14 protein-coding genes are annotated in these 10,766 nt (G+C 67.2%); 5 read left to right on the top strand and 9 right to left on the bottom strand.

The window, feature by feature from the left end:
* The first annotated feature begins 192 nt into the window (after window positions 1-192).
* Window positions 193-717, top strand: a complete 525-nt coding sequence (locus tag A5688_RS22020; protein ID WP_067907466.1) for a hypothetical protein — start codon at window positions 193-195, stop codon at window positions 715-717.
* A gap of 60 nt (window positions 718-777) precedes the next feature.
* On the opposite strand, the gene A5688_RS22015 is transcribed toward A5688_RS22020, so the two are convergent.
* The 6 genes from A5688_RS22015 to A5688_RS21995 all read right to left on the bottom strand — a co-directional run bounded on the left by A5688_RS22015 (window position 778) and on the right by A5688_RS21995 (window position 6,086).
* The gene (locus tag A5688_RS22015) at window positions 778-1,278 is read right to left on the bottom strand and encodes a hypothetical protein (RefSeq protein ID WP_067827971.1); all 501 of its coding nucleotides are present in this window, start codon (window positions 1,276-1,278) and stop codon (window positions 778-780) included.
* 95 nt (window positions 1,279-1,373) lie between these two features.
* Window positions 1,374-1,517 (bottom strand): hypothetical protein, encoded by a 144-nt coding sequence (locus A5688_RS27825; RefSeq protein WP_165606872.1) that lies wholly within the window; start codon window positions 1,515-1,517, stop codon window positions 1,374-1,376.
* A gap of 327 nt (window positions 1,518-1,844) precedes the next feature.
* Window positions 1,845-3,116 carry an amidohydrolase family protein gene (locus A5688_RS22010; protein WP_067827968.1) on the bottom strand — a complete coding sequence of 424 codons (1,272 nt, stop codon included), beginning with the start codon at window positions 3,114-3,116 and terminating at the stop codon, window positions 1,845-1,847.
* 13 nt (window positions 3,117-3,129) lie between these two features.
* Window positions 3,130-4,344, bottom strand: coding sequence for an amidohydrolase family protein (locus A5688_RS22005; protein ID WP_067827963.1), 1,215 nt, complete (start codon window positions 4,342-4,344; stop codon window positions 3,130-3,132).
* Window positions 4,345-4,347: 3 nt separating this feature from the next.
* Window positions 4,348-5,151 (bottom strand): acetoacetate decarboxylase family protein, encoded by an 804-nt coding sequence (locus tag A5688_RS22000; RefSeq protein WP_067907461.1) that lies wholly within the window; start codon window positions 5,149-5,151, stop codon window positions 4,348-4,350.
* Window positions 5,148-6,086 carry an SDR family NAD(P)-dependent oxidoreductase gene (locus A5688_RS21995; RefSeq protein WP_067840051.1) on the bottom strand — a complete coding sequence of 313 codons (939 nt, stop codon included), beginning with the start codon at window positions 6,084-6,086 and terminating at the stop codon, window positions 5,148-5,150. The genes A5688_RS22000 and A5688_RS21995 overlap by 4 nt, the downstream gene beginning before the upstream one ends.
* Window positions 6,087-6,151: 65 nt before the next feature.
* Here A5688_RS21995 and A5688_RS21990 point away from each other — a divergent pair, with 65 nt between their 5' ends.
* On the top strand, window positions 6,152-7,039 hold the full coding sequence (locus A5688_RS21990) for an IclR family transcriptional regulator (protein ID WP_067840015.1): 888 nt from the start codon (window positions 6,152-6,154) through the stop codon (window positions 7,037-7,039).
* Here A5688_RS21990 and A5688_RS21985 read toward each other — a convergent pair.
* A complete protein-coding gene (locus A5688_RS21985; protein WP_067840012.1) occupies window positions 7,036-8,310 on the bottom strand; it encodes an amidohydrolase family protein in 1,275 nt (424 codons plus the stop codon). The two genes, A5688_RS21990 and A5688_RS21985, sit on opposite strands and share 4 nt — an antisense overlap.
* A 101-nt stretch (window positions 8,311-8,411) precedes the next feature.
* On the opposite strand from A5688_RS21985, the gene A5688_RS21980 reads away from it, so the two are divergent.
* The 3 genes from A5688_RS21980 to A5688_RS21970 all read left to right on the top strand — a co-directional run bounded on the left by A5688_RS21980 (window position 8,412) and on the right by A5688_RS21970 (window position 9,584).
* A complete protein-coding gene (locus A5688_RS21980; protein WP_067840009.1) occupies window positions 8,412-8,636 on the top strand; it encodes a hypothetical protein in 225 nt (74 codons plus the stop codon).
* 86 nt (window positions 8,637-8,722) lie between these two features.
* The gene (locus tag A5688_RS21975) at window positions 8,723-9,097 is read left to right on the top strand and encodes a DUF4189 domain-containing protein (RefSeq protein WP_067840006.1); all 375 of its coding nucleotides are present in this window, start codon (window positions 8,723-8,725) and stop codon (window positions 9,095-9,097) included.
* Between the two features lie 121 nt (window positions 9,098-9,218).
* Window positions 9,219-9,584 (top strand): DUF732 domain-containing protein, encoded by a 366-nt coding sequence (locus A5688_RS21970; RefSeq protein WP_067840003.1) that lies wholly within the window; start codon window positions 9,219-9,221, stop codon window positions 9,582-9,584.
* 35 nt (window positions 9,585-9,619) lie between these two features.
* On the opposite strand, the gene A5688_RS21965 is transcribed toward A5688_RS21970, so the two are convergent.
* Window positions 9,620-9,964 carry a DUF732 domain-containing protein gene (locus A5688_RS21965; RefSeq protein ID WP_067840000.1) on the bottom strand — a complete coding sequence of 115 codons (345 nt, stop codon included), beginning with the start codon at window positions 9,962-9,964 and terminating at the stop codon, window positions 9,620-9,622.
* A gap of 143 nt (window positions 9,965-10,107) precedes the next feature.
* Window positions 10,108-10,740: a TetR family transcriptional regulator gene (locus tag A5688_RS21960; RefSeq protein ID WP_067839998.1), complete on the bottom strand. Its 633-nt coding sequence runs from the start codon at window positions 10,738-10,740 to the stop codon at window positions 10,108-10,110.
* Window positions 10,741-10,766 lie beyond the last annotated feature (26 nt).

The following is a 10,766-nucleotide window of genomic DNA, read 5'->3' as shown; positions in this document are numbered from 1 at the left end:
GGCGGCCGCGGCGAGTTGGCCATATAGCACCGCACTCGGGTGGCGGCGTCGTCCGGCTTGACCCCCACCGCCCCCGCCGCCGCAGCCGTGAGCCGCGCTGCGCTGGCGACAACCGGCGAAGGCGTCACGACTTCACGCTCGCCGCGAACTCTCCCGATGCGCTATCTTCGCGCAGTGACCAGATCCTTTGGCATGAGCGTTCTCGCAACGACGCTGGCGCTGACAGCGTGCTTGACCGCACCCCACGGAGCCGCCGACCCGACACCCCAACAGTCGTCGCCTTTCCCGACCGGGAAATCCGGCACCAGCATCCATGTCACGGAGTACAGCACCGCGACCGCCGACGTCACACTCAACGGCGCGACCTGGGTCTCCTCGGGTTGCTCCGGCGGCCGGGGTTGCAACGTCATCGAACTCACCATCGCCGGCAAATCCAATGCGCCGTTCACCTACAGCCAGACCTCCGTTACGGCCGCGTCATCCCCGTGGCGGCAAGACCCGAACCGGGATGTTCAGGGCGGCTCGTCCATGGTCGACTACCAGCAGATCAACAAGCTGCCGCCCCTGCGCGCGGGCAGCGTCACCAACGGCCAAACCGCCCACGGGTTCATCGCCTACGACGCCAACATCAACCAGGGCGACGTGTACATCGAGTTCAACGATCCCGACGCCCCGGCGGCGCCCACCCCGTTAGCGGGCTGGAAAGTCCACACCTGAGCGCGACCACGGTCCCGAGCAGATCTCTTGCGGGGCAATCGGTTTCGAAAACCGGCACATTCACACGCGCTGGGCCGACATATCCATGTCGATGGTGCCTTGGCACGGGCCGCTCAGAATGTTGGTGTGCATGACGCCGGCGAGCGTCCCGTCGGGTTGGGGCGTGTAGTGCACCTCGGCGTGAGCCGGGCTCCATTGGATCGTGGTGTCGGGCATCATGCAGTCCCACTGAAAGTCGCTGACCTGCGACCAGGACTTGCCATCCCAGGTGAACTGCACCGGCTGCGGAACCGTCGGATTGCTGGGCGGAGGGCCGCTGACGATGGTGGCGACGCACTTCCCGTTCGTACAGCTTGAGCGGATCCCGTAGGTGTCGGTGTGCTGCGTCTCGGGATCCCCGACCGCCATGCTGGTCCCGGCCTTGGGGCCGACCATGAACGTGATCGCGTACTGGCCGTTCCAGGACGGATCGTCGGCGACGGCAATCGGGGGAAACGACAGGGCAATCGCGAGCGACGCGGCGGATAAACCGGCGATGCTCGTCAGACGGTCTGGAGCCATCGTTCCTCCTGCGGGTCCGTACTCGTTCAATAGTCGTATGCTCAGACCCTTGCCGACAAGATCCCGGCCGGCGCAGTAGGTGCGGAAGCACCGCCTCACCAACCCCACTCGTCATCGTCGAGGACATCCACGGTCAACGCGTTGTCGGCGGCGCCCTTGGTTCCGTAGGTGAAGGTGAGCAGGGTGCGGTCGTCCTCCAGGGGTTCAGTCGCTACGACGGTGGCGTGTCCGATCTTCATGCGGATCCTGTCTCCGGGCTTCAATTCGTCAACACGTTTAAGCGTCACGCTCAACCCGTCGTCGCCGATGATGCTGCGGAGGCTTCGGTCATTCGCCCTCCTTCACAACCGGAATGTGCCCCCCGGGTCCTAACAGCACGAGCCGCACACGCAATCGCCTGGACCTGGATCTGCAATCGTCACACGAAAGCGGGGGTGCGCGGAACCTTCACGGTGTGTCGATCGGCGCGCTCTGTGGTCCCCGACCGGACCGTTGAAGCGCTTCTGGCACCTCACGTGCCTGCCGGCCCACGGCAATCAGATGCCGTGTGCCACAGCCTTGTTCCCTCAGTTCTGCACCAGGTCGGGGATGGGCTCGGAGTCCGTCAGCCAGTGGCGTCCGGCCCGGCGGGCCGCCTCCCACTTGGGGACGCTCACCGCGTCGTCCTGACCCAGGTCCGCAGGGGTCGGGCCGATGCGCTGGGCCAGAACGGCGAGGGCGCCCAGGTCAAAGTTGTATATCTCGGCCGCGCTGAGCCCGAGGATCTGCCGCGTCTCGTCAATCGGAATGTCCCAGAACGAGCGGCGCAGCCAATCGCGGGTGTGCGGCCATGTTCCTTCCGGGTGAGGATAATCGTTGCCCCACAGCATGTTTGGAACACCGATCTCGTAGCGCCGGGCCAGTTCCCGGCGCTCGGTGGTGGTGGCACCGATGAAGCAGTTCCGGTCGAAGTACGCCGAGGGCGGCATCGTCAGATCACCCTCCAGCAGACGGCTCATCTTCTTGGCCGAGTGCTCACGCATGAACCGGGTATCCATCAGCCACAGCAGGTCGTTGGCCCAGTAGGCGCCGCACTCGGTGGCCCCCCAGCGGAGGTTCGGGAATCGCTCGAATACGCCGGCCCACAAGGCGAACCACAGGGGCCGGACTCCCCACCAGCGCACCTCGGTCGTGTAGATGCCCAGATGCGGGCCGTACTGTTCACTGGGGGCGGGACCGACGTGGGTGTGCACCGGCATCTGCAGGTCCTGGCAGGCGGCCCAGACCTTGTCGTAGCGGCGGTCATGGTAGGGCGGATAGTCACCCCAGAGCACCGGGATCATGATGCCGCCGCGCAGCCCGGCCTCGGCCGCTCGAGAGATCTCGGCCACCGCCGCGTCGACGTCCGCCAGTATCGGGACCACCGCAACCCCGGCCCGTCGCTCCGGGCTGTGGCTGCACAACTCGGCCAGCCAGCGGTTGTGGGCCCGCGCACCGGCCATGGCGCGTCCCGGGTCCAAATCGCCGGACTGCCCCAGGCCCGCGCCGAACGGAGCCCCGGCGACACCGGTGACGGCGTCGGCGTCGGGAAAGATGACCTCGCCGGCGACGCCGTCGCCGTCGAGTTCGCGGTCGCGCTTGGCGACGTCCCAGCCGCCCGCGATGCCGTCGCCATGTTCGTCGAACCACTCTTGCGCGAACTGTTCGTCGATGAAGCCACTGGCCTGCGCCGCGGCGGCAATCTTCTCGGCCAGGAAGGCTTCGAAGTCCTCCCGATATTCCGGGTCGATGTACTCGCGGTACTGCTCGGTGGGCAGCTCGGCGTGGGTGTCAGCGGAGATGATGAGGTAGGGCTCCACGGTGGACCTTTCGCTACCAGGTACGGATGGGGTCGGGTTCGAAGACGGTGCTGCGCGCGTCGGCGGGCACCGCCGCCAGCGGCTCGGCAACCTCGGCCACGGTCGGGCCGATTCGGTCGACCAGGGGGGCCAGGGCGTCGAGGTCGAATCCGTACACGGCCGCCGCGTTCCCGCCCACCATGGCCGCCACCTCGTCGGGCGGGACGCAGGAGAAGGTGTGGCGCAAGGCCTCTCGGGTGTAGGGAGCGGTCCCCTCGAAATGCGGGTAGTCGCTTCCCCACATGATCCGGTCGACCCCGATTCCGTGGCGCTCGGCGCATTCCACGGGCCGCATGAAGCTGGCACCCACATAACACTGGCGAGCCCAGTACTCGCTGGGCCGCAGCGGCAGCGAGCCGGCGGTGGGCCCGGCGAACCGGGCGATCGCCGAGTTCGCTCGTCCGTACCGGGCCGCCGCCACGTCAAGCGAGTCCAGCGTCGCCGGTATCCACCCGGCACCCTGCTCGGTGAAGACCACGGTGAGGTCCGGATGGCGATCCAAGACGCCGCTGAAGATCAGATGCCACAGGGCCCGGTGCGCAAACCAGTGCGTCTCGTACACCCACACCGCGAACGAACTGCCCCACCCGTCCGTCGGGGTCGGTCCGGCGTTGCCGCCGTGATGGTTGACCACCAGGCCGGCCTCGTCGCACGCCGCCCAGAGCGGCTCCCAGTGCTCGGCGTAAAGCGCGGGAATGCCGGTGCCGGGGGCGACTCCGGGCAGCAGCACGCCGCCGCGCAGCCCTAACTTGGCGATCTGTGCCACCTCGGCGACGGCTTCGTCGAGATCTGAAAGCAGGATCTGCCCCACCCCCGCGCGCCGCTCGGGCGACAAGGAGCAGAAGTCAGACAGCCAGCGATTGTGCGCGCGAAGGCCCGCCCAGCGCAGCTCGAGCTCTCTGGCGGTCTCGGGCGGGGGCGCGGCCAGGCTGGCCTGAGGAAAGAACGGCGGCACGGTATTGGGGAAGATGACCTCCGCTGCGGTGCCCTCGCGATCCAGATCGGCGTTGCGCCGCTTGCTGTTCCAGTTGCGCTCGGCTTCGGGCTCGGTGAGGTCACCGAACGGGTTGACGAATGTCTTTGCCCAGCCGTCGAATTCGTCTCTGTACTGCGGATCGAGGTACTCGCGGTAGCCGAACAGATCCGCACCGGCGTGGCAGTCGGCCGAAATGACCGTGTACCGGTCCATGCGCTATGTCCGCGCCGGCTCGGGCCTGGGGGCGGCGAGCAGGGCCACGTCGTCGTAGCGCTGGTGCACGTAGGGCAGCAACCACTCCTGCGGCACCCGCGCCACGATCCGCCCCACCTGAACGGTGCGCCGGCGACACCAGGTGATCGACGTGATTTGGCGAACGACGATGTCGGCCACCGGATCCAACGGTGACTCCCCCAGCTCGAGGGTCCCGTCGATGTTCTCCAGCAGCTCGTAGTGCCGGTGATACTCGCCGTACACCAAATGGGGGTCGGTGATGCCGCCGCCGTCGGGGGCGCGCAGGAACTTGAAGTAGAACTCGGTGTTCATCTGATCGGGCGGCAACTCCGCCGGGCCCGTGACCTGACCGTTCACCGTGATGAGCCGATGGCCCAGCCGGTCGACCGTGGCGCTGACCCGGTCCGCGTCGCGGTCCACCTCGATGTGGGCCAGTTTCTTTGGCTCACCGAATGTTTCGCGCCCACCCGTGACGGACTGTTCGGTGGACTGGGGCATGAACAGGGGATAGTCGCCCTCGCGGTCGCCGTGCCGGGCGGTCACCGAAAACACCGCCGAACCGAACGGCGCCATGCCCTCTATCCGGACCCGCTGCAGCTGGACGCGCACCAGTGGTTCGGCCGCGGGCTCCAGCGGCTTGGGCAGCACGGCCGCGACGATCTCCGGATCGGTGAGATACGTGACGGTCACCGCCTCGGTGGCGATGGGCGCCTTGGTGGCGTCGATCTCGTGGTCGACCTGCGCCTCGGGTGGGCGGGGACCGTAGCGAACTGCGTTGGTAGTCAACGCTTTCCTCCTTCGGTTTCGGGCGCGTTCTCGGCATGCCGGCCGAGGACGTCGACGAGGTAGTCGGGCTCGCCGCGATTGAGGATCGATGCCGCCTTGCTGCGCACGACCTCATCGGCCGGCGTGGGCGGACCCATCACCCAGAAGCGGTCAGACCGAATTCCGTCCACCGCCTGGTCGGCGACCGTCTCGAGCGGGGTGAATTCGACATGCGCGCCGGCCGCTTCGAAGCGGGCCACCACGTCCGCCAGGGTCGCCTCGGGTGTGTGGCGTTCCTGGGTCGCGGCGTAGCGCTCCGGACGGTGCCGCCACGATTCCCAGATGCCGGTGTTCAGAAAGCCGCCCGGGAAAAGCACGTGCGCCCGTACCCGCGTCCCCGTCATCGCCAGGTGGGTGTAGAGGCTCTCGGTCAGGCAGAGCACCGCGGCCTTGGTCATCGGATACACCGCCATGGCCGGTCCGCCCATGGCCCCCCGGGCAATCGGTGCGAACCCGCCGTTGCCCGAGCAGGTATTGACCACGTGCCCTTCGCCCTGCTCGAGCAGGATGGGCACGAAGGCCTTGATGCCGTGAATGACGCCCAGCACGTTGACGTCGATCCCCCAGCGCCAGTCGGCCAGGTCGTGCTCCCACATGTAACCCTCGGAGACACCGCCGGTGCCGGCGTTGTTGCACACCACATGCACCGCGCCGAAGCGCGAGAGCGTCTCCTTGGCCAGCGACTCGACCGAGGAATAGTCGGTGACGTCGGTGACCAGCCCGGCCACCTCGATGCCCTCATCCGCGAGCGCCCGGGTCGCCTCGTCCAGCGGCTCGGCGAGGACGTCGGCCAGCACCACCTTCATGCCCTCTTGGCCGAAACGCCTGCCCAGGGCCCGGCCGATGCCCCCGGCCCCGCCCGTTACGACCGCCACCTTGCCCGGAAGGTCCTTCATTGTGGCCATCGTCACATGGTCGCGCATAGCACCGCAAGAAGTCGCATTATGCGACCATTAGCGGTATGGCTCCGCGTCCCTCCCCGCAGACCGAACGGGTGGTGAACCTGTTCGAGCAGTTGGCCGGTGATGGGACTCGGGGGATGACGCTGGCCGAGGTGTCGCGCCAGTTGAGCGTGCACAAGGCCAGCTGCCACTCGATGCTGTCCGAATTGCTCCGCGCCGGCTGGCTGCTGCGCGACCCGGTTCGCAAGACCTACCACCTGGGCCCCGCGCTGGTCCGACTCGGCCGCGAGGCGGCGGCCCGCTATCCGGCTCTGGTGTTGGCCCGTTCCGCGATGGCCGAACTGTCGGCCGCGACGGGCGCCCACTGCGTGGCCTTCGCGGTGAGCGACGACTACTCCACCGTCGTCGATCAGGTGCGAAGCCGGCACGGCGGCGGTCACCCGATGCCCATCGGCACCCAGTTCCCCCACCGCCCCCCGTATGGGGCGTCGACCGTGGCCTGGGCCGGGCCGGAGGCCCGTGAGCGCTGGCTGGCCGCGCTGCCCGAAGACGTGCGCGATCGCTACCGCCAGGCCATCACCACCGCCCGGCAGCGCGGCTACGCGGTCGGTCTGCACCTGCTGCCCGATGTGCGGCTGCAGGAACTGGCGCTGATCGTGCGCAGTGCCGAGGTGCGTTCCACGCGGCTCAGCCAGCTGGCGCAGGCCTTGACCGACGAACTTATCCACCAGGAGGACTGGTTCCCGATCAGCCTGGAACCGGAGCGCACCTACGAGGTGAGCCACATCGACTCCCCGATCCTGGAGAACGGCTCCCGCATCGCCTTGATGCTCAGCCTGGTCCCCAGCGCCGAACCGATGACCGGCGCGGCGGTCGCCCGACTGGGGCTCCAACTCGCTTCCGCGACAAGCCGACTCAGCGCCGCGTTGACCGAAGAGTCCGGTTAGCGCCGCTCCGGAGCCAGCCGCTTGAGGGCCAGCCCTCCTTCGAAGGGCCGGTAGCCGAAAGCGGCCGGGGCGCAATAGCCCGTGTCCTCCAACGGTGTATGCACCTCTGCGACGGTGGGCCCGATCTTGGCAGCCACCGGCACCAAGGCATCGAGGTCGAAACGGTACAGGCGACCCGCGTTGCCGCCCAGGATTTTTCGGCAGGCGTCTTCCGGCCTGTCGTGCAGGGCCCACCGAATGGCCAGCTTGGAGTGTGGCGTGAAGCCTTCCTCGTGCGGATAGTCGCTGCCCCACATGATGTGCTCCGGACCCATGAAATCGATCATCGCGCCGTCGAAAGGCATCAGCTCACTGGCCAAATAGCAGTTCCGCTGGACGTATTCGCTCGGGGTCAGCGTCAGCTCGTCGACCGACGATCCGCCGAACATTCCGTAGGTGCGGTTGCCGGCGTCCGACTTCATGGTCGGCACCATCGCGTCGAGGATGCCGAGTTGTCCGGGCACCCAGAGCGTGCCCTGCTCGGTCGGCACGAATCGCAGCGTCGGGTATCGCTCGAACACCCCGGCCAGGATCAGGTGACCCAGTGTGCGTTGGGCCCAGATCGCCATCTCGGTGATCAACACCGCATTGGAGGCGGGCTGGTCCATCGGCATCTCGGGGCTCCCGGCCCCCGCGTGCTGCACCACCGTCAGATCCAACTCCGCGCACAGCGCCCAGATCGGCTCGTAGCGGGTGTGAAAAAGCGGGGCCACCTGCGGGTCACCGGGCGAGACCGCCGGGATGAGCACGCCACCGAAGCAGCCCTGCTCGGCGCCCCAGCGGATCTCCTCCAGCGCCAGCTCGACATCGTTGGGAAAGATTTGAATCAACCCGCGGCGCCGCGCCGGGGCCAGCGAACAGAAGTCGATCTGCCACCGGTTGTGGGCTTGCACTCCGGCCCAACGCTTCTCGAAGTCCTCGCGCGTGCGGGGCAAGCTGATGGTGATGTTCGGGGTGGTCGGGAAAAACGGTGGAATGGTGTTGGGCAGCAGCACCTCGGCCGCCACCCCGTCGGCGTCCATCTCCGCGATACGAAGATCGTGGTCCCAGTTGCGGGCGGCGGTCGCGACGATCAGATCGTCGAACGGGCTGGCGTACGTCTTGGCCCACTCATCGAAGTCATCGTGCAGACGCGCCGGCAGATACGGTTTGTAGTCGTAGAGATCCGCCCCGGCGTGGGTATCCGTCGAGACCACGACATAGCGATCCAATGTGTCCCAGGTTGTAGCCATCGCACCTCCACCAGAGTGAGTCGAGTATAGGAGTCTTGCCTTGCCCGCGGACAGGCCTCGATGATTTCGTGCGGCGCGGCGGCCGGAGCAAGATGTGAGGCGTGAGTTGGACGAGGTACACAGACAGGGCACTCGCGGCCCCCACCCTGGACGGCGATGCGCTGCACGCCGAGCTGGAAGACTATATCCGCGTTGATAATCCGCATCTGACCGACGTGCGGCTCGAGCGGGCGACGGCGACCGAGGAGTACGACACCGATGTCCAGGCGCGCCGGCGGTGGTATGAGGTCACGTACCTGGCCGAGGACCCGGAGGGCAACTCGTAGCGCGGCGGCGCCGCGGCCGTTTTCCCGCGCGAACGCCGGCCTCGGCGCTAAATTCCTCTCCTGGGAGTTGCAGAAGGAGCGGGCGGGTGCGGTCAATCATTGCAGTCGTCGTTGCAGTCGGCTGCGCGAGCGTCGCGCTGCCCGCGCCGAAAGCGGCCGCCGACGATGATTTCGTCGCCCTGGCGGTGTCCGCCGGAACCGGCCGAGCCGCCGGGTGGGGCACCGCCGGCAGTCAGGATCAGGCAAACCAAGTCGCGCTGGCCCACTGCACCGCCGAAGCCGGTGATGCCTGCGTCGTGGTGGCGGGCACGCGCAACGGCTGCGCATCGGTGGCGTTCGACCGCGTTTCCGGACGGTTTCAGGGTGGGTCCGGCCCGGACACAACGGCATCCACCGCGGACGCCCTGGCCAGGTTGGGCTCGCCCAACGGGCGGATCAAGGCCACGCACTGCTCGTCCTGACGCCGTCGGCGACGCCCGAACGCTCCGCGAGAAGGGCATCGCGATTTCGACTATCGTTCATACAAGTCGTCCTTGACCGCACGCCGATCGGCCCGCTCACAGAGGGGAGGCCACGACTCCGATGAGGGTTGGTTCTGGGAAGTGGCCGGCCGCCTGCGCGATGTTGCTGTGCACCGCCGCGCTGGCCTTCGCCACGCCGGCCTTCGCGGATAGGTCAGACGACGCTTTCATCGCGGGCCTGTCCAAGGGCGGAATCACCATGCCCGACAACAACGATGCGATTGCAAAGGCCCGCGCGGTGTGCACCAGCATCGCGGTCAACCCGAACGCATCGGTGCTGGCCATCCAGTTGGCGAGACAAACGCCGCTCTCCGTCAAGCAGTCGGCCTACTTCGTCGGCCTGTCGATAGCCACCTATTGTCCGCAATACAAGGACGACATCGACCCCTCGGTGATCTGGCTGCTGCCGGGTCCGCCCCTCATGTGAGCGGAGCTGGTGCAGCACAGCGGGTTTCGCTGCGATCAGCAGTGCGTCGACCAGCACTGCTGAAGCGGGCAGTAGGTCGAATGCGCAAGGCTCACCATCGATCCGATCTCTCCGAACGTCACGTTCCGCGGATCCAACGTTTGGTGGATGCTTTGGGCGATCTGGTCATACGTCCAACCCCAGCCGATGTCGTCGCAGATCAGCCGACCCATGCCGGTGAGGGCGGAATCGTGTTCGGGCGGCCAGCTGAAGCCGACGGCACGCAATTGGGCCAGGTAGGTGTCATCGAGGGGATCGGCAATCGCGACGGCGCTGGTGATAAGGGCAGCGCCCGCCATAACGGGGACGGCCAATGCGGCAAGCCAACGACGTGAGGGCATGTGAGGCGGTTCCTTTCCTGTTCGCGGTCACGATGCCGTCGACCCATAGCGGCATGACGACGAACAATAGGGATCGCCGGGAACGAGCAGCTTATAAAGAGCTGAATAATCGGGTTTTTGGGCGACGAGGCGCCCGCTTCGACTCAGCCTTGCGCCAGGCGGGCGGGCCCAGTCTCATACGCCGCCGTCAGCCAGAACACCGTGCGCTCGATACCCGGCACGATGTCGGTGACCTCGATCTCCCCTTGGGAGAACCGGGTGAGGAGCCCGTAGACGACGCCCGTGAGGATGAGCTCGAGGTCCTTGGCGAATCCCGGCTCCGCTTGCGCCAGAACGGCTTTGGCGACGGGGACGACGGCGTCGACGCCGCGCTGGATGAGGCGCTTGCCGCCTGGCCCCGATCGCGCCTGGAAATAGGAGCGCAGCATCAACGGATGCCGTTCCCACGGCTCGAAGATGGTCCTCATCACGTGCATCAGGTCCACATACATCGACTCGCCGGGCAAGTCGCCGATCAGCGAGGGCAGCCCCGCATAGCGATTGGCGTCCATCCACTCGTCGAGGGCCGCGACGATGAGTTCGTCGCGCGTGCGATACCGCTTGTAGATCGTCGCCAGGGATACGCGAGCCCGTCGGGCCACCTCGCGCAGCTGGACGGCCTCATAGCCCTCGCGATCGAGCATCTCGACCACGATCGCCAGGATCGGATCGGCCCGCCGCCCGGACGCGCCGTCCACCGCCACCGGCCCGGCCTCTGTCGCCTTCACGGTAACCATGTTACTGTGCGGACGTGAGTAACGGC

Source organism: Mycobacterium mantenii, assembly GCF_001667865.1.
Classification (GTDB): domain Bacteria; phylum Actinomycetota; class Actinomycetes; order Mycobacteriales; family Mycobacteriaceae; genus Mycobacterium; species Mycobacterium mantenii_A.
This window is presented reverse-complemented; position numbering and strand designations above follow the sequence as displayed.

What these genes read in the sequence shown, in the direction of transcription:
- A5688_RS21965 (WP_067840000.1), bottom strand. Translation starts at nt 9,964, where the DNA reads ATGCCCTCACGTCGTTGGCTTGCCGCATTGGCCGTCCCCGTTATGGCG.
- A5688_RS21990 (WP_067840015.1), top strand. Translation starts at nt 6,152, where the DNA reads ATGGCTCCGCGTCCCTCCCCGCAGACCGAACGGGTGGTGAACCTGTTC.
- A5688_RS22005 (WP_067827963.1), bottom strand. Translation starts at nt 4,344, where the DNA reads ATGGACCGGTACACGGTCATTTCGGCCGACTGCCACGCCGGTGCGGAT.
- A5688_RS27825 (WP_165606872.1), bottom strand. Translation starts at nt 1,517, where the DNA reads ATGAAGATCGGACACGCCACCGTCGTAGCGACTGAACCCCTGGAGGAC.
- A5688_RS22015 (WP_067827971.1), bottom strand. Translation starts at nt 1,278, where the DNA reads ATGGCTCCAGACCGTCTGACGAGCATCGCCGGTTTATCCGCCGCGTCG.
- A5688_RS22020 (WP_067907466.1), top strand. Translation starts at nt 193, where the DNA reads ATGAGCGTTCTCGCAACGACGCTGGCGCTGACAGCGTGCTTGACCGCA.
- A5688_RS21970 (WP_067840003.1), top strand. Translation starts at nt 9,219, where the DNA reads ATGAGGGTTGGTTCTGGGAAGTGGCCGGCCGCCTGCGCGATGTTGCTG.
- A5688_RS21985 (WP_067840012.1), bottom strand. Translation starts at nt 8,310, where the DNA reads ATGGCTACAACCTGGGACACATTGGATCGCTATGTCGTGGTCTCGACG.
- A5688_RS21960 (WP_067839998.1), bottom strand. Translation starts at nt 10,740, where the DNA reads ATGGTTACCGTGAAGGCGACAGAGGCCGGGCCGGTGGCGGTGGACGGC.
- A5688_RS21995 (WP_067840051.1), bottom strand. Translation starts at nt 6,086, where the DNA reads ATGAAGGACCTTCCGGGCAAGGTGGCGGTCGTAACGGGCGGGGCCGGG.